The sequence below is a fragment of the Nocardioides daedukensis genome, from assembly GCF_013408415.1.
In the GTDB taxonomy this organism is placed as follows: domain Bacteria; phylum Actinomycetota; class Actinomycetes; order Propionibacteriales; family Nocardioidaceae; genus Nocardioides; species Nocardioides daedukensis.
In genome coordinates this window covers 345,897-364,930 of record NZ_JACCAA010000001.1, presented here as the reverse complement: position 1 = coordinate 364,930, position 19,034 = coordinate 345,897, and the positions used below count along the sequence as shown (strand labels likewise).

Sequence of the window (19,034 nt, the reverse complement as noted above, 5' to 3'; positions counted from 1 at the left end):
CACCGTGCGGACCGGAATCCGGCCGCACCGTAGGACAACCACTGCGTGCACCTTCCCATCCGGACTATGACCGTCGGTCCAGGATTTTCACCTGGTCAACCGCTCACTGGCTGTGAACGGGTCGCGGACTTCTGCACAGTTTGCACAGTCACCGCCGGCTCGGATTTTCACCGACCCCAGAGCACGCGAGTTGAAAACTCGTCATCGTCAATCCTGCCACAGCCGTTCGGGGACCGGATCCGAGGTCACCCACTGGACGGGACGCGTGCGTGCGCGGGGGGGGGTGAGCTCAACCTGCCGTGGGGTGGGCAACGCCCTCGGCCCGGGCACGCAGCTCGGCGACCATGGCGTCCGGGTCCTCGGCCGAGTAGACGGCCGAGCCGGCGACGAACACGTCGGCGCCGGCCTCTGCGCAGCGCTCGATCGTCTCGAGCGAGACGCCCCCGTCGACCTGCAACCAGGTCTCCAGGCCGTGACGCTCCATCAGGGCACGGGCCCTGCGGATCTTGGGCAGGCACAGGTCGAGGAACTTCTGGCCGCCGAAGCCCGGCTCGACGGTCATGATCAGGATCATGTCGAGCTCGGCGAGGAGGTCCTCGTAGGGCTCGATCGGGGTCGCCGGCTTGAGGGCCATGCTGGCCCGGGCCCCCTGGGCACGGATCTCGCGGGCGAGCCGGACCGGAGCGGCCGCCGCCTCGACGTGGAAGGTGACCGATCCGCAACCTGCCTCGGCATAGGCCGGCGCCCAGCGATCCGGGTCCTGGATCATCAGGTGCGCGTCCATCGGCAGCGGTGTCGACTTGGCCAGCGACTCCACCACGGGCAGGCCCAGGGTCAGGTTCGGCACGAAGTGGTTGTCCATCACATCGATGTGGACCCAGTCGGCGCCCTTGATCCGGTTCACCTCGTTGGTGAGGTCGGCGAGGTCTGCGTTCAGCACTGACGGCGTGATCTGGATTCCCACGGTGCGAAGCCTAGGTCAGGCAGATGGTGAGCATGAAGGCCGCGTCACTCCGAGCACGCACGGAGTGCACCACAGCCGGGATCGGCAGCATGTCGCCAGCAGAGAGCACGGAGGTCTCCTCGCCCGCGATGAACTCCACCTCGCCCGCGAGGACCTGGATCATCGAGGGTCCCGGAGCCTCGTGGTCGGACATCTCCCGACCGGCCGCCAGCACCATCACCACGGCGCGCAGCAGGTCCCCGTGCAGGACCGACTTCGCGGCTCGACCGGCTCCGTGATTGGGGAGGTCGGCGATCAGCTCGGTGGCCAGCTCAACGACATTGACAGATTCGGCAAGTGTTCCCATGCCCCCACCCTGCCAGACTCCGCCCGTCTTATCTGCGAGTCCTTTCCGGCCGTCCTCACTCGGGCTCTGCCGGTGGTTCTTCGCCCTCTGCCTCTTCCCGCTCGGCCCAGTCGAGAAGTGGAGCGATGTCGAAGACCGCGTCATCGATCCCGGCATGGAGGTCGCCCACCTCCTCGAACCGTCGGGGCATCGAGTAGAGGGTGAAGTCGTTCGGCTCGATGTCGTCGATCTCCTGCCAGTGCACCGGCGCGGAGACCCGGGCCTCCGGCACCCCGCGCACTGAGTAGGCCGAGGCGATCGTGTGGTCCCGGGCGTTCTGGTTGTAGTCCACGAAGAGGTGCCCGGGGTCGCGGTCCTTGCGCCACCACTGCGTGGTGACATCGTCAGGCGCTCGGCGTTCGACCTCGCGGGCGAACGCGAGCGCGGCCCGGCGTACGTCGGTGAACCCGTGGTCGGGCTTGATCCGCACATAGATGTGCAGCCCGGATCCGCCGCTCGTCTTGGGGAACCCGGTCGCGCCGAGCTCGTCGAGGACCTCGTGGGCAACGGCGGCCACCCGGCGTACCTGTGCCCAGTCCGACTCCGGGCCCGGATCGAGGTCGATGCGCCACTCGTCCGGTTGCTCGGTGTCGGGTCGGCGACTGTTCCACGGGTGGAACTCCACCGTGGACATCTGGACCGCCCAGATCACGCTGGCGAGCTCGGTGACGCAGAGCTCGTCAGCGGTGCGGTTCCAGCGCGGGAAGTGCAGCTGCACCGTCTCGACCCAGTCCGGTGCACCCTTCGGCAGCCGCTTCTGGTGCACCTTGTCCCCTGCCAGCCCCTTCGGGAAGCGGTGCAGCATGCAGGGCCGTTCGAACAGCGCGTTGACGATCCCGGGCCCGACGGCACGGTAGTAGTCGACCAGGTCGAGCTTGGTGGCACCGGTGTCCGAGGTGCTGCTCGGCGGGAAGTACTGCCGGTCGGGGTTGCTGACCCGCACCACGCGGTCATCGACCTCCAACTCGACGGACGGTGATTTCGAGGTGGCCATGCGAGTCAAGGTACCGCTCAGCTGCGCGTGAGCAGCGCCAGGAACATCGCGTCGGTGCCGTGGCGGTGCGGCCACAGCTGGACAGTGCCGGGCAATGGCCCGGTCACCTTCTCGAGGGCGACCCCGGGCACCGAGAGCAGTGCCTGCTCGGCGTCGATGAGACGGGTGTCGTCACGTCGAGCGAGCACTGACTCGACAACTCCGGAGGTCTCGGCCAGGACCGGTGAGCAGGTCACGTAGGCGACCACTCCCCCGGGACGAACGGAGTCGAGGGCGTTGACCAGCAGCTCCGTCTGGAGTGGGACCAGCTCGGCGATGTCCTTGGGGGAACGCCGCCAGCGCGACTCCGGCCGGCGGCGCAGTGCCCCGAGCCCGGAGCACGGGGCGTCGACGATGACCCGGTCGAAGGATCCCGGCGCCCAGGCCGGGCGGGTGCCGTCGGCAACCACGACGCCGAGAAGTCCGGCCGTGCTGGTTCGGGTCGCGCGCCGCACCAGGCCGGCGCGGTGTTCCTGGCGCTCGGAGGCGAGCAGGTGGGCGCCACGTTGCCCGGCCAGGGCCCCGAGCAGGGCTGACTTCCCGCCCGGACCGGCGCAGGTGTCCAGCCAGCGCTCGTCGCGGCCCTCGAGGCCGACATGGGCCAGCGCCAGGGCCACGAGCTGTGAGCCCTCGTCCTGGACACCGGCACGTCCCTCGGCCACCGCGGCGATGGCACCGGGGTCACCCGAGTCGAGAACCAGAGCATGCGGCGAGCGACCGGTTGGTTCGGCGCCAGCGGCCTGCAGCTCCTCCACCGTGGACGTGCCCGGTCGGGACACCAGGGTGACCTTGGGGGCCGCGTTGTCCGCCGCCAGCAACGTCTCGAGCTCATCTGCGGCGCCGACGGAACGGAGCGAGCGACGCAGTTCCTCCACGACCCACACCGGATGGGCATGGGCGATGGCGGCGAACCCGACCGGGTCGGTGGGGGCGATCCGGCGTACCCACTGGTCGTGGTCGTGCTCGGCGACCTTGCGGAGCACGGCATTGGTGAAGCCCGCAGGTCCCTGCCCTGCCTTGGCGCGGACCAGGTCGACCGTGCTGGAGATCGCGGCATGTGGTGGGACGCGCATCGCGAGCAGCTGGTGCGTGCCGAGCCTCAGGGCGTCGAGCACCTTGGCCTCGACCTTGGCCAGCGGGCGATCGACACAGGCACGCAGGATGGCGTCGTAGGTGCCCTGGCGGCGGATCGTGCCGCTGGCCAGCTCGGTAACGAACGCGGCGTCACGCCCGGTCAGCCCGGCGGTCCGCAGGACGTGCGGAAGGACGAGGTTGGCATAGGCGTCGTCGACGCGCACCGCCTTGAGTACGTCGTAGGCGGCGGCGCGGGGTGCGTCGACCTTGGCGCGAGCCGGCGCGGGGCGACCGCCCGGGCGACGACGCCTGCCACGTGGGTCAGCCATGGGCGGGCCTCACTGGGCCGACTTCACCGGGGCCGACTTCACCGGGCAACTTCACTGTGACGACTTCACTGGTCACCGAACCGGGTGCCCGGCTCGAGGCGGACGCCGCGGGCCCAGTCGGCAGCGTTCATCTGCTTCTTGCCGAACGCCTTGACCTCACCGAGCCGCACCGCAGCCGTGCCCGTGCCGACGTGAACGGCCTTCTTGCCGACCGATACCAGCCCGGGCTCCAGGGGTTCGTGGGTCTCGTCGATGGTGACCGGACCGATCTTGATCCGTTCGCCCTCGTGCAGCGACCAGGCTCCCGGGCCCGGCGTGCAGGCCCGCACCTGGCGGTCGATGCTCATCGCCGGCTGGGTCCAGTCGATCCGGGCGTCTTCCACCAGGATCTTGGGGGCGATGCTGATCCCGTCGGTGGACTGCTCGCGGGGCTCCAACGTGCCGGTCTCGATGCCGTCCAGGGTGCTCACCAGGAGGTGGGCCCCGCCCTCGGCCAGACGGCCCAGGAGGTCGCCCGCGGTGTCGGTGGGACGGATCGTCTCGGTCATCAGGCCGAAGACCGCGCCGGCGTCGAGAGCCTTGACGATCCGGAAGGTGCTGGCGCCGGTGACCTCGTCGCCCGCCCAGATCGAGTGCTGCACGGGTGCGGCACCACGCCAGGCGGGAAGCAGCGAGAAGTGCAGATTGATCCAGCCGTGCTCGGGGATGTCCAGCGCCGACTGCGGAAGCAGTGCGCCATAGGCGACGACGGGGCAGCAGTCCGGTGCCAGCGCCCTCAGCTGCTCCTGGAAGGCAGGGTCCTTCGGGTGCTCGGGCTTGAGCACCGGGATGCCGAGCTCCTCGGCGCGCTGCGCCACCGGGGACGCGACGAGCTTGCGGCCTCGACCGGACGGGGCGTCGGGGCGGGTGACCACACCGACCAGCTCGTGGTCGGAGGCGGCAATCGCGTCCAGGGACGGCACGGCGACCTCAGGGGTGCCGGCGAAGACGAGGCGCATCAGAATCCGAATCCGTTCGTGGCGTGGGGCGAGACCTTGATCGTGGGCTTCTCGAGGCCGAACCAGTCGGACTCGCGAATTGTCTTCATCGCGTGCTTGCGGGCCTCGGTGTCGAGCTTGTCGATGAACAGGATCCCGTCGAGGTGGTCCGTCTCGTGCTGGATCGCCCGCGCCAGCAGCTCGGATCCGGAGATGGTGATCGGCTCACCGTGCATCGAGAATCCGTTGGCGACGACCGAGAGCGCCCGACGGCAGTCATAGGTCAGCTCGGGGAGCGAGAGGCACCCTTCGGCTCCGAACTGTTGCTCCTCGGAGAGCTCCAGCGTGGGGTTGACCAGGTGGCCGACCTCACCGTCGATGTTCCAGGTGAAGACCCGGAGGCCGACCCCGATCTGCGGCGCCGCGAGCCCGGCGCCGGGCGCCTCGAGCATCGTGTCGGTCAGGTCGGAGACAAGGGTGCGGAGCTCCTTGTCGAACGTGGAGACCTCCACCGCGCGGCTGCGCAGGATCGGGTCGCCGAAAAGGCGGATGGGCTGGACTGCCACGGTGCTCCTTGCTGTTGAGTGCGCCGATCAGTGTACGTCGCACCGGCGCCGGTCCTGGTCACAGTGCGTAGGGATCGACCTGCACCCGGACCGGGTCGAGCTTGCGTGAGGACCGGACCCGTTGCAGCTCCAGGAGCGACTCACTGAGCGCATTGGCCGCCCGGCGAGGCGCGCGGATGACAGCCCGGACCAGGTCGGTGTCCTCCAGGGCGAGCGGACCGAGCAGCTCGGCCCCGTCCGGAAGGGTGAGCACTGTCACGGCGTCGTCCACGGCACCCGCAGGGCCGGTGAGGGTGGCCAGCCTGCTGGCCGGGGGCAGGTGGGCCGAACGACGTTCCTCGAGCTCGCGCTCCGCGAAGCCCGCCGGATCCCAGCGCACCAACGCCTGGATCGTCGGATGGGCCGGGTCGCCGACCACCAGGACGGTGCCGCCGCGACGGGTCAGCGCGGCCGCGTTCATCCAGCGTCGTACGGCCTCCTCAGGCGTGCGCAGGTCCACCCTGGCCAGCGCGAGCCAGGTGTCGAGGAGCACCACGGCGGAGTAGCCCTGCGTGGCGACTGGTTCGGCACCCGGGGTGGCCACGACGATGGCCGGCGCGGAGCCCACCGTGTCCAGGACCCGGTCGCCGCTGGAGGTCCGAATCAGGGTGCGCGGGAACATCCGGCCCAGCTCCTCCGCGGTGCGCGCGTCACCGCGCACCGGTGCCCGCAGCCCGCGGTGTCCGCATTCGAGGCACCGGAAGTCCCCCGCGGCCGTCCCGCACCACCCGCACTCGGGGACCGACTCCGCACGGGGTTGGCGCAACGGGCCTTGGCACGCCGCGCACCGCGCGGGGGTCCGGCAGCGCTCACAGGCCAGGGTGGCTGCATATCCCGCGCGCGGTGTTTGCACCAGGACCGGGCCGGTCTCGAGGGCCGCGCGGATGCCCTCGAAGACCTGTCGCGGGATCCTCGAGGTCCGTGCGTGGGCATCGCGTTCGAGGTCGTGGTCGCTGGAGCCGGCCACGTTCACCCGCAGTGCTCGGCGTATGACCTCACGCGCGGGGCTGAGCTCCACTGCCCAACCGGTGGTGACCAAGTAGTGCGCCTCGACGGTGCGGGCGTGACCGCCGATCAGGGCTGCGGTCCCCTCGAGCTCGGCTCTGGTCAGCAGGATCTCGCGGGTGTGCGGATAGGGCGCCCTGGGCTCGGCGTGGAGGTCGTCCCCGTCGTCCCAGATCGCGACCAGTCCGAGGTCGTGCACCGGTGCATAGGCGGCCGCGCGGGTGCCGACGACCACGCGGACCGCTCCTCGCGAGACCCGCAGGAAGTCCCGGTAGCGGGCTGCCGGGCCGCTGTCCGCCATCAGGCTGACGTGTTGATCCGGGCCGAGGACCTCATCGAGGGCGGCCGAGACGCGGGCCACGTCCTTGCCGTCAGGCACACAGATCAGGGCTCCCCGCCCGGACGCCAGGCAGGCCGCCGTCGCGTGCGCCAGCAGGTGTGGCCACCGGGCGCCCGGTGGCGGCGCCCAGACCGCCCGTGGCGACTTGCCGGCTGCCAGGGCGCCGAGGAACTCGGGACCGTGGCTGAGCTCTGTCCAGCCTTCCGGCCCAGGCACTGCGGAGGGGCCGGGTCCGGCGGACGGGCCGGGTCCCTCGGACTCACTGAGTCCTGCGGAGGGGCGAGGTCCCGTGACCGGTCCCGGGGCGGCGGGGACCGAGGGCTCCTTCTCGGTGGTGGCGTGGCGCGGAGGCACCGCGAGCCGGAGCACGTCTGCCCGGGTGCCGGCGTAGCGCTGGGCCACCTGACCGGCGAGCTCGGCGACCTGGCGGGCCAGCACCGGTTCGGGGCTGACCACTCGGCGCAACGGCTGCAGGCGCCCGGCGTGCTCACTCACCGGGCAGCGTTCCACGATGAATGCATCGACGTCCTGGCCGGCGAAGCGGACCTTGACCCGGGCACCGGGCACGGCCGTCTCGGCCATCGTCTGTGGCACGGCATAGTCGAAGGGCCGGTCCAGGTGGGCGAGCGGCAGGTCGACCAGGACCCGGGCAACCGGATCCACCTCGGTGATCACCACCGACTTCTTCGCAGGCCCCTTCTGGGCGCGCACACTCGCTCGCGCCATGCCCGCGAGCAGCTCGGGCTGCTCGTCCGGGGCGTTCTCAGGTGGCCTGCTCACCCGGGTATTCCTACCAGTGGACGCCGACAGCGCGTTGACGGCGTACGGCCGTGGTCCGTGCGCGCGGGCAAATGAGATCTCCCCGGCCGGAGTTCCGACCGGGGAGCGCCCGTCTCACCGAAGGACCGGTGATCTGTTCTGGTGTGGGATCAGGCGCCGATTGCAGCCTTGAGCTCGTCGGCCCGGTCGGTCTTCTCCCAGGTGAAGTCGTCCAGCTCGCGACCGAAGTGCCCGTAGGCAGCGGTCTGGGCATAGATCGGGCGGAGCAGGTCGAGGTCGCGGATGATCGCAGCCGGGCGGAGGTCGAAGACCTTGAGCACGGCTTCCTGGATCTGCTCGTCCGGGACGGTGCCGGTGCCGAACGTCTCGATGAAGACACCGACCGGGTGCGCCTTGCCGATGGCATAGGCGACCTGCGCCTCGCACCGACGGGCCAGCCCAGCCGCGACGACGTTCTTGGCGACCCACCGCATGGCATAGGCAGCCGAGCGGTCGACCTTCGACGGGTCCTTGCCGGAGAACGCGCCGCCACCGTGGCGGGCCATGCCGCCGTAGGTGTCGACGATGATCTTGCGGCCGGTCAGGCCGGCGTCACCCATCGGGCCTCCGACGACGAACTTGCCGGTCGGGTTGACCAGCAGTCGGTAGTCGTCGGAGGGGATGTCGAAGGTCGCCAGGACGGCGTCGATGACGTGCTTCTTGATGTCAGCCTCGAGGGTGGCGTGCTCGATGCCCTCGGCGTGCTGCGTCGAGAGGACCACCGTGTCGACCCGCACCGGGGTGTTCTCTTCGTCGTACTCGATGGTGACCTGGGTCTTGCCGTCCGGACGCAGGTAGTCGAGCGTGCCGTTCTTGCGCACCTCGGAGAGCTTCTCCGAGAGCGTCTGCGCGATCTTGATCGGCAGCGGGAAGAGCTCGGGAGTGTCGTCGCAGGCATAGCCGAACATCAGGCCCTGGTCGCCGGCACCGCGCTTGTCGAGGTCGTCCTCGGAGTCGCCGACACGTGACTCGTGGCCCTGGTCGACGCCGGCGGCGATGTCGACGGACTGGCCGCCGATCGCGACCTGGACACCACAGGTGGTGCCGTCGAAGCCCTTGTCGGAGTGGTCGTAGCCGATCTCGAGGATCTTCTTGCGGACCAGCTCGGCCACCGGCGCATAGGCGTCGGTGCGCACCTCGCCGGCCACGACGACGAGGCCGGTGGTCAGCAGCGTCTCGACGGCGACGCGGAGGTTCTCCGGGTCGGAGTCGTTCGCCATGAGGAAATCGAGAACTGTGTCGCTGATCTGGTCAGCGATCTTGTCGGGGTGACCCTCGGTCACTGATTCCGACGTGAAAAGACGTCCAGCCACTGTGCTACTCACTCCCGATCGTTGGTGTGGTCCTAGAACGATAGTCCATCGGCTTGGTTACGTTTCCGATGTCCACCGGTGTGCCGAAGGCGCTCAGGCGCCGTCGAGAAGTCGAACCGCCCGGTCCCAGATCGCATGGGCCACCGCAGCCTTGGTCCCGCGGGGAACGGGGGTGCTGGCTCCGTCGGCGGACAGGATGACTGCCTCGTTCTCGAGGCTGCCGAAGACTGCCCCGCCGCTGACGTCGTTGACGACCAGCAGGTCGCATCCCTTGCGGGCGAGCTTGGCCACGGCCAGCTCCTGCACGGTGCCGGTGTCGTCGCCGGTCTCGGCTGCGAACCCGACGATGACCTGGCCGTCGCGAGAGCGATGCTGGGAGATCTCCTTGAGGATGTCCGGGTTCTGCGCGAGCTCGATGCTCGGGGCGGACCCGTCCGAGGACTTCTTGATCTTGGCGTCGCTCACCGAGGTGGGCCGGAAGTCCGCCGGGGCGGCGGCCATCACGACCACGTCCGCAGCGATGGCGGCCGAGACGACGGCCTCGCGCAGCTCGGCGGTGGTGGAGACCTCCACGACCTTGACCCCGGCGGGCGCGGGCAGGGTCACGTTCGCGGCGATCAGCGTGACCTCGGCACCACGGGCGGCTGCGGTGCGGGCCAGGGCGATGCCCTGGAGGCCCGAGGACCGGTTGCCCAGGAACCGCACGGGGTCGAGGTATTCACGGGTGCCGCCCGCGGAGACCACGACGTGACGCCCGGCGAGGTCAGGCTCACCGATTCCGCGGGAGAGGACGTCGAGGCTCAGCTCGAAGATCTCGGCGGGGTCCGGCAGGCGGCCCTTGCCGGTGTCCTTGCCGGTGAGCCGGCCCTCGGCGGGCTCGATCACGATGTTCCCGCGCTGGCGCAGCGTGGCGACATTGGCGGCGGTGGCCGGGTGCTCCCACATCTCGGTGTGCATGGCTGGCGCGAACACCACCGGGCAGCGTGCGGTGAGCAGGGTGTTGGTGAGCAGGTCCGGGGCCTGACCGGTCGCGGCCTTGGCGAGCAGGTCCGCGGTGGCCGGAGCGACGACGACGAGGTCTGCCTGCTGACCGATCTTGACGTGCGGGACAGCGTGTACGTCGTCCCACACCTCGCTGCTGACCGGCTTGCCGGAGAGTGCTGCCCAGGTGGGCGCGCCGACGAACTCGAGGGCGGCGGCGGTAGGCACCACGGTGACGTCGTGACCGGACTCGGTGAACCGGCGCAGCAGCTCGCAGGCCTTGTAGGCCGCGATCCCGCCACTGACACCCAGAACCACGCGTGGCCGCGTCCCCGTCGGGGAGGCGGCCATGTCGTGGGAGGTTCCCGAACCAGATCCGTGGATGGAATCCGTCATGTCATCGGCTTCGGGGGGCACCTGCGTGGGACTACTCGGAGACGCTGAAGTCGGGCTCTGCGGCAGCGGCCTTGGCGGCGGCTTCCTCAGCGGCGAGCTCGGCGGGGTCGACGTCCTCGCAGGTCAGCAGGTCCTCGTTGATCTCGCGCAGCGCGATCGAGAGCGGCTTCTCCTGGATGTGCGTGTCGACCAGGGGGCCGACGTACTCGAGGAGACCCTCACCGAGCTGGGAGTAGTAGGCGTTGATCTGCCGAGCGCGCTTGGCGCTGTAGAGGACCAGCTTGTACTTGGAGTCCGTCTTGGTGAGCAGATCGTCGATCGAGGGGTTGGTGACACCCTCGCCGGTGGGGACAGACACGTGCACACGCCTCACAGAAAGTCGATGGATGGAACAGAATTCGGCCACTCAGCAGCCGATGGGCAGGCTGGAAGTCACTGGGCCTTCATCAAGGCTACCAACTCCTGCGCCGCATCGTGAACTTCATGGTTCACGATGGTGACGTCGAACTCCGCCTCGGCGGCCAACTCGATGCGCGCGGTCTCGAGTCGGCGCTCCCGTTCGCGCTCGTCCTCGGTGCCGCGACCGACCAGGCGTCGCACCAGCTCGGACCACGACGGCGGGGCCAGGAAGACGAAGAGTGCCTCGGGCATGTTGGCCTTGACCTGCCGCGCACCCTGGAGATCGATCTCCAGCAGGGCGGGCCGTGCAGCGGCCAGGGCCTCCTCGACCGGGCGCCGAGGGGTGCCGTAGCGCGCGGCCTTGTGGACCACCGCCCACTCCAGCAGCTGGTTCTCGGCGATCATCGCGTCGAACTCGGCGTCGGACACGAAGTGGTAGTGCACGCCGTCGACCTCGCCGGGTCGGGCCGGGCGAGTCGTCGCAGAGACCGAGATCCACACGCCCGGGTGGTCCTCGCGGATGGTGGCCGCGACGGTTCCCTTGCCGACGGCCGTGGGACCGGCGAGTACGACGAGGCGCGCGGGGGCACGCGTGCCCGTCGCGGTGGGCTCACTCACGGCGTCAGCCCCGCGAGCTGAACTCGGCCTCGAGGGCCGCGACCTGCTTGATGCCGAGGCCGCGGACGCGGCGGCTCTCAGCGATGCTCAACCGCTCCATCAGCTGGCGGGCCCGCACCTTGCCCAGGCCCGGCATCGACTGCAGCAGGTCGATCACCTTCATCTTGCCGACGACCTCGTTGGTCTGGCCCTCTCGGAGAACGTCGACGATCGAGGCACCGGAGTTCTTCAACCGGTTCTTCACCTCGGCACGTTCCCGACGCGACGCGGCCGCCTTGTCCAGTGCGGCCTGACGTTGTTCGGGGGTGAGCTGGGGCAGGGCCACGGGAACAGGTCCTCGTCATTCATTCAGGGGGTCGGACTGTGGTCAATCTAGTCACAGCGTCACGGATTCGGCAACGCAGGGGGCACTGGTCCCGATGTGCGCGGGCTCCCCCTCAGTCACGATCAGAGCAGGGCCGTGCCGCAGATGTCGAGCGCATGCTGCTCGATGCCCTCCGTGGCCGCAAGGACCTCGTCAGAAGCCAGCACCGACGCCGCGCCGATGACCGTACGACGCTCCGCGGCACTCAACCCGTCCGGGAGCTCCCCGTCGACGTCTGCGGGCTCGAGGCCGGTCTCCTTCAAGGCGTCGTCGAGTCCGTGCAGGGCGTTGGTCAGTGCCTGCCACTCGTCCTTGAGGTCACTCGGGCTCTTCTCCGCTAGACCGTCCAGGATCGGCAGTGCCGTCACGAAGGCTGACTGTCCACCCTCGTCGGTGATCCGGGTGAGCTCGGCACTGTCCTTCTTCACCTGCTCGCAGTAGGCCTCTCGCCGGTCGTCCTCCGACTCGGAGCAGGCTGACGCGACCCCCGTCACGAGGACGAGGACCAGGGCGAGGGCGAGGCTGCGCATCAGGCGCCTGCGAGCACGCGGAACTCGTCGTTGGCGCGGCGGCAGGCATCCCGGAAGGCGCTCACCGACGGTCCTGCGGCGAGCAGGCCGCGTGAGCTGCTCGGGGTCACGTTGCGGGCCGCAGCGCCGAAGATCCGGCGTACGTCGTCGACCGTGCCGCCCTGCGCGCCCACCCCGGGCACGAGGATCGGGCCGTTGAAGTCGAAGGACTCCCCCGTCTCGCCGATGGTGGCGCCGACGACCGCACCGATCGACCCCAGGGGTTCAGCGCCCTGGTTGAGGGCAGCCAGGTGGTCCAGCACGGTGCCGGCCACGCTGCGCCCACCCTCGACGAGGGCGTGCTGGACCTCGGGAGCCTCCTTGTTGGAGGTCAGCGCGAGGACGAAGACGCCGGCATCGTTGCGCAGGGCGGTCTCGATCATCGGGCTCACCGATCCGAAGCCCAGATAGGGGCTGGCAGTGATCGCGTCCACGGCGAGCGGCGAGGACTGGTCGAGGTAGGCGTCGGCATAGGCCTGCGAGGTCGAACCGATGTCGCCACGCTTCACGTCGAGCAGGACCAGCGCCCCCGCGGCGCGGGCATCGGAGATGACTCGCTCCAGCACCGCGATCCCGCGGCTTCCGAACCGCTCGTAGAAGGCGGACTGGGGCTTGAGCAGCGACACCTCCCCGGCGACCGCCTCGACGGCCGTGAGCGCGAACTTCTCCAGGCCCTCGACCGTGTCGTCGAGGCCCCAGTCCCCCAACAGACCGGGGTGCGGGTCGATGCCTACACAGAGCGGACCGCGGGTCTCGAGCGCCTCGCGGAAGCGGGCTCCGAACGTGGTGCTGGTCATGAAGGGTCTCCTCCGAGTTCGGCCGCGATGCGCACGGCGGTGGTGGGGTCGTGGAGCAGGGCGGTGCCGATCTGGACGGCTGAGGCACCGGCTGCCAGGAAGGCGCGGGCGTCGGCCGCACACGCTATGCCGCCGACCCCGATGACGGGCAGGTCGGGCAGGGCCACACGGACCTCGTACACACAGCGCAGGGCCAGCGGCCCGATCGCGGGTCCGCTCAGTCCCCCGGGTCGACCGTCGGGCATCAGTGCGGGCACGGCGTTGGTCACCACCACCGCGTCGGCACCGGCCTCGGCCACGGCTCGGGCGCTCTCGCCGATCCGGTTCGACTGCGGGCCGAGCTTGGCCAGCACCGGCATTCCACGCGGGAGGTCTCGCCGGACTGCGGCGATGACGCGCGCTGCCGAGAACGGCTCGCGGGCGTCGAAGATGTTCAGGCCCGCCGCGTCCGGGACGGACAGGTTGACCTCGATGCCGGCCACCCCCGGGGACCGGCCGAGCCGACGGCCGAGATCGGCGTACTCACCGATGCTGGAACCGGCGACCGAGACGATCGCGGGCACGTCGTGGGCGGCGAGCCAGGGCAGCTCCCGGGCGAGGAACTGGTCGATGCCGGGGTTCTGCAGGCCGACCGCGTTGACCAGGCCCGACGGGGTGCCGACGATGCGCGGCGCCGGGCCGCCCTCGCGTGCGTCGAGCGTGATCGAGCGGGTGACGAAGGCGCCGAGGCCGGCCAGCCCGCCGAGCGCGTCGAGCTCGCGGCCGGTGCCGCCGCAGCCGGAGGCGACCAGGACGGGTGGGTTGAGGGTGAGTGCGCCCAGGTCCATCAGGCGCCCTCGAGCAGGGCGGTCCAGCGCACCCGGTCGCCACGGACCACGGGGCCCTCGTGGCAGGCGCGGACGATGCGTGCGACGCCGTCCTCCCCCACCACGGGCAGCGGACAGCCGTTGCAGAGGCCGGTGCCGCAGGGTTGCGGGAGCTCGAGCGCGACCTGGCTCCAGGCACCGTGTGCCTCCGCCGCGGCGGCCACCGCGTGCAGGGTTTCCACCGATCCCGCGGCATAGGCGACGTCGGCGTCCACCTGGGCCAGGAGCTCGGGGAGTACGTCGGCGACTCGGCCGCTACGTCCGACCGAGCCGTCGCGGGTGACGACCGTGACCGACCGGGCGGAGCGTCTGGCCTCCAGGGCAGCCAGGAGGTGTTGCTCATCGGAGGCGGCCAGCAGCATCGACACCACGCAACCGCGTTCCCGCAGCCGTTCGGCCAGGGGGAACAGCGGGGCCGCGGAGTGCCCCTCCCCGACCAGCAGGCAGCTCACCGGCTCCTTGGGCTGGGCGAACGGGCGGCCCAGGGGCCCGGTCAGGTCGACGCGGCTGCCCTGGCCGAGCCCGGTGAGCCACTGCGAACCAGCGCCGCGCGGTTCCACGATGATCTCGATGGTGGCGCCGTGGCTGCCGGTGTTGCGGACCCGGTGGATCCAATAGCTGAGGCGGGTCTGGTGACTGCGCGGCCGGAGATCCCCGACCGAGACCGCGACGAAGTTGCCGGGGCGGCTGCGCTCGGCGACACCGGGCGCGACCAGGGTGAGGTGACGATAGGCACCGATCCTCTTCACCGACAGCACTTCACCGGTGACGTGGAGAGGATCACGAGCGCTGCTCATCGGCCGGCCAGCCCCCGCAGGATCGTGCGCGGCCACATCGGGCCCTCGTAGACGAAGGCCGTGTAGCCCTGCAGCAGGGTGGCACCGGCGTCGAGCCGGGCGAGGGCATCCTCGAGGGTGGTGATGCCACCGACCGAGACCAGGGTCAGCTCGTCGGTGCGCTGGTTGAGCAACCGGAGCACCTCCAGCGAGCGTTGCGTCAGGGGTCGCCCGGAGAGTCCGCCGGCACCGACCGCCTCGACCCGACCCGCCGGGCTGGCCAACCCATCGCGCGAGATCGTGGTGTTGGTCGCGATGATCCCATCGAGACCGGTCGCACTGGCCAGGTCTACGACGGCGAGCACGTCGTCATCGTCCAGGTCCGGGGCGATCTTGACCAGCAGGGGCACCCGCTTCGGGGCAACCGCGTCGGCCTGGCGGCGTACGGCGGTGAGCAGCGGCTCCAGCTTCTCGACGGCCTGGAGGTTGCGCAGCCCCGGGGTGTTCGGCGAGCTGACGTTGACCACGAGGTAGTCGGCCTCGGGTGCGAGCAACCGGGTGGACTTCTCGTAGTCCGCGACCGCGTCCTCTTCCGGCACCACCTTGGTCTTGCCGATGTTGACGCCCAGGATCGGTCCGTGTCCCTGGTGGCGGCGGTCCCGCTCGCGTCGCCTCTCGGCAAGACGTCGAGCCACCACTTCGGCACCGTCGTTGTTGAAGCCCATCCTGTTGACGATCGCGCGGTCGTCGGTGAGCCGGAACAGGCGCGGCTTGGGGTTGCCGGGCTGTGCCTCGCCGGTGACCGTCCCGATCTCGACGTGACCGAATCCGAGCGCGGCCAGGGCGTCGATCCCGACTGCGTTCTTGTCGAAGCCGGCGGCCAGTCCCAGGACGTTGGCGAAGTCGAGTCCCAGTGCCTTCACCGAGCAGTCGGGCACGAGTCGTCGATAACCCTTCCCGGTGAGAGGCGCAGCCGCACGGATCGCGGCGAACGCAGCGTGGTGCGCCTGCTCGGGATCAGTGCGGGTGAGCAGGTGGTCGAAGAGCAGGGAGTAGGGCCTCACCCGCGCTCCTTGCTGCCGGCCTCGGTCTTCGCCCGGCCGATCACCGTGGCCCAGTCCTGCAGCGATCGGACACCGATCTCGCCGGCCCGCATGGCCTGGATGCCCTGCACGGCGGCGCCGAGTCCCTGGATCGTCGTGATGCACGGGATGTCGGTCATGATCGCGGCTGCCCGGATCTCGTAGCCGTCCAGGCGCGGTGATCCGCCGCTGGTGGTGCCGTGAGGCGTGTTGACCACCAGTGCGACCTCGCCGTCGTGGATGCGTCCCACGACGGTCCGCTCGCCGTCGGACCCCTCGCCCTCGTAGTGCTTGCGGACCAGTGAGGCGGTCACCCCGTTGCGGCGCAGCACCTCGGCGGTGCCGGCGGTGGCCAGGATCTCGAAGCCCATCTCCGCGAGCTGCTTGATCGGGAAGATCATGTGTCGCTTGTCGCGGTTGGCGACCGACACGAAGACCTTGCCGCTGAGCGGCAGCGAGCCATAGGCACCGGCCTCGGCCTTGGCGAACGCCGAGCCGAAGTTGGCGTCGAAGCCCATCACCTCGCCGGTCGAGCGCATCTCCGGGCCGAGGACCGCGTCGACCATGGTGCCGTCGGGCGTGCGGAACCGGTTGAACGGCATGACCGCTTCCTTGACCGCGATCGGCGACCCGTCGGGCAGGTGCCCGCCGTCGCCGTGTGCGGGCAGGAGACCCTCGTCGCGGAGGTCCTGGATCGAGGCACCGAGCATCACCCGGGCCGCAGCCTTGGCCAGCGGCGTGGCGGTGGCCTTGGAGACGAATGGCACGGTGCGCGAGGCGCGCGGGTTGGCCTCGAGGACGTAGAGCACGTCCGATGCCATGGCGTACTGGATGTTGAGCAGCCCGCGCACGCCGACACCATCGGCGATCGCCTTGGTGGACTGGCGGATCCGCTCGACCTCCGAGCTGCCCAGAGTGATCGGCGGCAGCGCACAGGAGGAGTCGCCGGAGTGGATGCCGGCCTCCTCGATGTGCTCCATCACTCCGCCCAGGAAGAGCTCGTTCCCGTCATAGATCGCATCGACGTCGATCTCGACCGCGTCGTCGAGGAAGCGGTCGACCAGGACCGGCTGCGCCTCGCTGATCAGCCCGTTGGCGACGTACTTCTCGAGGTAGGCCTCGAGCGCGCTGTCGTCGTAGACGATCTCCATGCCACGCCCACCGAGCACGTAGGAGGGCCGGACGAGGACCGGGTAGCCGATCTCGTTGGCGATCTCCTGGGCCTGGCCGAACGTGGTCGCGGTCCCGTGCTTGGGAGCCGGCAGGTTGGCCTCGGCCAGGACCCGGCCGAAGGCGCCGCGTTCCTCGGCCAGGTCGATCGCTGTCGGAGAGGTGCCGACGATCTTGACGCCGGCCTCCTCCAGGCCGCGGGCCAGGCCGAGCGGGGTCTGTCCACCGAGCTGGCAGATCACACCGGCGATCGGTCCTGCGGCGCGCTCCGCGTCGACGATCTCGAGGACGTCCTCGAGGGTCAGCGGCTCGAAGTAGAGCCGGTCCGAGGTGTCGTAGTCGGTGGAGACCGTCTCCGGGTTGCAGTTGACCATGATCGTCTCGTAGCCGGCGGCGCTGAGCGCCATGCTGGCGTGCACGCACGAGTAGTCGAACTCGATGCCCTGGCCGATCCGGTTGGGACCGGAGCCAAGGATGATCACAGCTTCCTTGCCCTCGGGGCGCGGGAGGACCTCGCTCTCCTCGTCGTAGGAGGAGTAGTAGTAGGGCGTGGCCGCGGCGAACTCGGCCGCGCAGGTGTCGACCGTCTTGAACACCGGGCGGACACCGAGGGCGTGGCGCACACCGCGCACCACGGCTGCGGACATGTTGCGGATCTTGCCGATCTGGGCATCGGAGAACCCGTGCCGCTTCGCCCTGCGCAGCAGCGCCGGGCTCAGCCCGTCGGCGCCCGCGATCTCGCCGGCGATCTCGTTGATCAGCACCAGCTGGTCGAGGAACCAGGGGTCGATCTTCGTCGACTCGAAGAGCTCCTCGAGCGTGGCTCCCGCACGGATCGCGTCCATCACCTTGCGCAGCCGGCCGTCGTGCGGAACGGCTGCCTCGGCGAGGATCGCTTCCTTGTCCAGGTCGACCCAGGTGTGGCTCCAGTCGAAGACCGCGTCCTTGCTCTCCAAGGAGCGCAGCGCCTTCTGCAGTGCCTCGGTGAAGTTGCGGCCGATCGCCATCGCCTCGCCGACCGACTTCATGTGGGTGGTCAGCACCGGGTCGGCGCCGGGGAACTTCTCGAACGCGAACCGGGGCACCTTGACCACGACGTAGTCGAGGGTCGGCTCGAAGGCAGCGGGGGTGCTGCCGCCGTCGGCGCGGGTGGTGATGTCGTTCGGGATCTCGTCGAGGGTGTAGCCGATGGCCACCTTCGCGGCGATCTTGGCGATCGGGAAGCCGGTCGCCTTCGACGCCAGGGCACTGGACCGGGACACCCGGGGGTTCATCTCGATGACGATCAGGCGCCCGTCGGCGGGGTTCACGGCGTACTGGATGTTGCAGCCACCGGTGTCGACGCCCACGGCCCGGATGATGCCGATCGCGAGGTCGCGCATCTTCTGGTACTCGCGGTCGGTCAGGGTCATCGCCGGGGCGACGGTGATCGAGTCACCGGTGTGCGTGCCCATCGGGTCGAGGTTCTCGATGGAGCAGACGATCACCGAGTTGTCGGCGCTGTCGCGCATCACCTCGAGCTCGTACTCCTTCCAGCCGAGGATGGACTCCTCCAGGAGCACCTCGGTGGTGGGCGATGCGGCGAGGCCGGAGCCGCCGATGCGCCGCAGGTCGGCCTCGTTGTAGGCCATCCCCGAGCCGGTGCCGCCCATCGTGAAGGAGGGGCGGACCACCATCGGGTAGCCCAGGTCGTCGGCGGCCTCGAGCAGGTCGTCGATCGAGTGGCAGATCACCGAGCGGGCCGACTCGCCACCGAGCTCGGCGACGATCTTCTTGAACTCCTGCCGGTTCTCGCCCCGATCGATGGCCTCGATCGAGGCTCCGATCAGCTCGACGTTGTACTTCTCCAGCACGCCGGCCTTGTCGAGCGCGACGGCGCAGTTCAGCGCGGTCTGTCCGCCCAGGGTCGCGAGCAGGGCGTCGGGACGCTCCTTGGCGATCACCTTCTCGACGAACTCGGCGGTGATCGGCTCGACGTACGTTGCGTCGGCGAACTCGGGGTCGGTCATGATCGTGGCCGGGTTGGAGTTGACCAGGATGACCCGCAGGCCCTCCTCCTTGAGCACCCGGCACGCCTGGGTGCCCGAGTAGTCGAACTCGCAGGCCTGGCCGATGATGATCGGCCCGGAGCCGATGACCAGGACCGACTTGATGTCTTCGCGCTTCGGCATC

18 protein-coding genes and 1 riboswitch are annotated in these 19,034 nt (G+C 69.9%); all 18 genes read right to left on the bottom strand.

Annotated elements, in window-relative coordinates; all coding sequences use genetic code 11:
- Positions 1-41: 41 nt before the first annotated feature.
- A riboswitch (FMN riboswitch) is annotated at positions 42-189 on the bottom strand.
- Positions 190-289: 100 nt separating this feature from the next.
- On the bottom strand, positions 290-964 hold the full coding sequence (rpe, locus tag BJ980_RS01810; protein ID WP_179500719.1) for a ribulose-phosphate 3-epimerase: 675 nt from the start codon (positions 962-964) through the stop codon (positions 290-292).
- A gap of 10 nt (positions 965-974) precedes the next feature.
- Complete coding sequence (locus BJ980_RS01805; RefSeq protein WP_179500718.1) at positions 975-1,310, bottom strand: cupin domain-containing protein; 336 nt, start codon at positions 1,308-1,310, stop codon at positions 975-977.
- Positions 1,311-1,365: 55 nt separating this feature from the next.
- Positions 1,366-2,343 carry a non-homologous end-joining DNA ligase gene (gene ligD / locus BJ980_RS01800; protein ID WP_179500717.1) on the bottom strand — a complete coding sequence of 326 codons (978 nt, stop codon included), beginning with the start codon at positions 2,341-2,343 and terminating at the stop codon, positions 1,366-1,368.
- 17 nt (positions 2,344-2,360) lie between these two features.
- The gene (locus BJ980_RS01795; protein ID WP_179500716.1) at positions 2,361-3,785 is read right to left on the bottom strand and encodes an RsmB/NOP family class I SAM-dependent RNA methyltransferase; all 1,425 of its coding nucleotides are present in this window, start codon (positions 3,783-3,785) and stop codon (positions 2,361-2,363) included.
- A 65-nt stretch (positions 3,786-3,850) separates the two neighbouring features.
- The gene (gene fmt, locus BJ980_RS01790) at positions 3,851-4,783 is read right to left on the bottom strand and encodes a methionyl-tRNA formyltransferase (RefSeq protein ID WP_179500715.1); all 933 of its coding nucleotides are present in this window, start codon (positions 4,781-4,783) and stop codon (positions 3,851-3,853) included.
- Entirely contained in the window at positions 4,783-5,328 is a 546-nt protein-coding gene (gene def, locus BJ980_RS01785; protein WP_179500714.1) for a peptide deformylase, read from the bottom strand. The genes fmt and def overlap by 1 nt, the downstream gene beginning before the upstream one ends.
- A gap of 58 nt (positions 5,329-5,386) precedes the next feature.
- Positions 5,387-7,492: a primosomal protein N' gene (locus BJ980_RS01780; protein WP_343047632.1), complete on the bottom strand. Its 2,106-nt coding sequence runs from the start codon at positions 7,490-7,492 to the stop codon at positions 5,387-5,389.
- A gap of 149 nt (positions 7,493-7,641) precedes the next feature.
- A complete protein-coding gene (gene metK, locus BJ980_RS01775) occupies positions 7,642-8,844 on the bottom strand; it encodes a methionine adenosyltransferase (RefSeq protein ID WP_179500713.1) in 1,203 nt (400 codons plus the stop codon).
- 93 nt (positions 8,845-8,937) lie between these two features.
- Complete coding sequence (gene coaBC, locus BJ980_RS01770; protein ID WP_179503697.1) at positions 8,938-10,176, bottom strand: bifunctional phosphopantothenoylcysteine decarboxylase/phosphopantothenate--cysteine ligase CoaBC; 1,239 nt, start codon at positions 10,174-10,176, stop codon at positions 8,938-8,940.
- A gap of 76 nt (positions 10,177-10,252) precedes the next feature.
- Positions 10,253-10,579, bottom strand: a complete 327-nt coding sequence (rpoZ, locus tag BJ980_RS01765; protein WP_179500712.1) for a DNA-directed RNA polymerase subunit omega — start codon at positions 10,577-10,579, stop codon at positions 10,253-10,255.
- A gap of 74 nt (positions 10,580-10,653) precedes the next feature.
- Positions 10,654-11,238, bottom strand: a complete 585-nt coding sequence (gene gmk / locus BJ980_RS01760; RefSeq protein ID WP_179500711.1) for a guanylate kinase — start codon at positions 11,236-11,238, stop codon at positions 10,654-10,656.
- 4 nt (positions 11,239-11,242) lie between these two features.
- Positions 11,243-11,563 carry an integration host factor, actinobacterial type gene (gene mihF / locus BJ980_RS01755; RefSeq protein ID WP_179500710.1) on the bottom strand — a complete coding sequence of 107 codons (321 nt, stop codon included), beginning with the start codon at positions 11,561-11,563 and terminating at the stop codon, positions 11,243-11,245.
- A gap of 122 nt (positions 11,564-11,685) precedes the next feature.
- Complete coding sequence (locus tag BJ980_RS01750) at positions 11,686-12,132, bottom strand: hypothetical protein (RefSeq protein WP_179500709.1); 447 nt, start codon at positions 12,130-12,132, stop codon at positions 11,686-11,688.
- Positions 12,132-12,968: an orotidine-5'-phosphate decarboxylase gene (gene pyrF, locus BJ980_RS01745; RefSeq protein ID WP_179500708.1), complete on the bottom strand. Its 837-nt coding sequence runs from the start codon at positions 12,966-12,968 to the stop codon at positions 12,132-12,134. Before pyrF ends, BJ980_RS01750 begins: the two co-directional genes overlap by 1 nt.
- Complete coding sequence (locus BJ980_RS01740) at positions 12,965-13,795, bottom strand: nitronate monooxygenase (RefSeq protein ID WP_179500707.1); 831 nt, start codon at positions 13,793-13,795, stop codon at positions 12,965-12,967. The genes pyrF and BJ980_RS01740 overlap by 4 nt, the downstream gene beginning before the upstream one ends.
- Complete coding sequence (locus BJ980_RS01735; protein WP_179500706.1) at positions 13,795-14,631, bottom strand: iron-sulfur cluster-binding protein; 837 nt, start codon at positions 14,629-14,631, stop codon at positions 13,795-13,797. Before BJ980_RS01735 ends, BJ980_RS01740 begins: the two co-directional genes overlap by 1 nt.
- Positions 14,628-15,674 carry a quinone-dependent dihydroorotate dehydrogenase gene (locus tag BJ980_RS01730; protein WP_179500705.1) on the bottom strand — a complete coding sequence of 349 codons (1,047 nt, stop codon included), beginning with the start codon at positions 15,672-15,674 and terminating at the stop codon, positions 14,628-14,630. The genes BJ980_RS01735 and BJ980_RS01730 overlap by 4 nt, the downstream gene beginning before the upstream one ends.
- Positions 15,671-19,033 (bottom strand): carbamoyl-phosphate synthase large subunit, encoded by a 3,363-nt coding sequence (carB, locus tag BJ980_RS01725; RefSeq protein ID WP_179500704.1) that lies wholly within the window; start codon positions 19,031-19,033, stop codon positions 15,671-15,673. The genes BJ980_RS01730 and carB overlap by 4 nt, the downstream gene beginning before the upstream one ends.
- Position 19,034 lies beyond the last annotated feature (1 nt).

Excerpts from the sequence above, each read along its gene's own strand:
- BJ980_RS01805 (WP_179500718.1), bottom strand. The coding sequence starts at position 1,310 with ATGGGAACACTTGCCGAATCTGTCAATGTCGTTGAGCTGGCCACCGAG.
- ligD (WP_179500717.1), bottom strand. The coding sequence starts at position 2,343 with ATGGCCACCTCGAAATCACCGTCCGTCGAGTTGGAGGTCGATGACCGC.
- BJ980_RS01795 (WP_179500716.1), bottom strand. The coding sequence starts at position 3,785 with ATGGCTGACCCACGTGGCAGGCGTCGTCGCCCGGGCGGTCGCCCCGCG.
- fmt (WP_179500715.1), bottom strand. The coding sequence starts at position 4,783 with ATGCGCCTCGTCTTCGCCGGCACCCCTGAGGTCGCCGTGCCGTCCCTG.
- coaBC (WP_179503697.1), bottom strand. The coding sequence starts at position 10,176 with ATGGCCGCCTCCCCGACGGGGACGCGGCCACGCGTGGTTCTGGGTGTC.
- BJ980_RS01750 (WP_179500709.1), bottom strand. The coding sequence starts at position 12,132 with ATGCGCAGCCTCGCCCTCGCCCTGGTCCTCGTCCTCGTGACGGGGGTC.
- pyrF (WP_179500708.1), bottom strand. The coding sequence starts at position 12,968 with ATGACCAGCACCACGTTCGGAGCCCGCTTCCGCGAGGCGCTCGAGACC.
- BJ980_RS01740 (WP_179500707.1), bottom strand. The coding sequence starts at position 13,795 with ATGGACCTGGGCGCACTCACCCTCAACCCACCCGTCCTGGTCGCCTCC.
- BJ980_RS01735 (WP_179500706.1), bottom strand. The coding sequence starts at position 14,631 with ATGAGCAGCGCTCGTGATCCTCTCCACGTCACCGGTGAAGTGCTGTCG.
- carB (WP_179500704.1), bottom strand. The coding sequence starts at position 19,033 with ATGCCGAAGCGCGAAGACATCAAGTCGGTCCTGGTCATCGGCTCCGGG.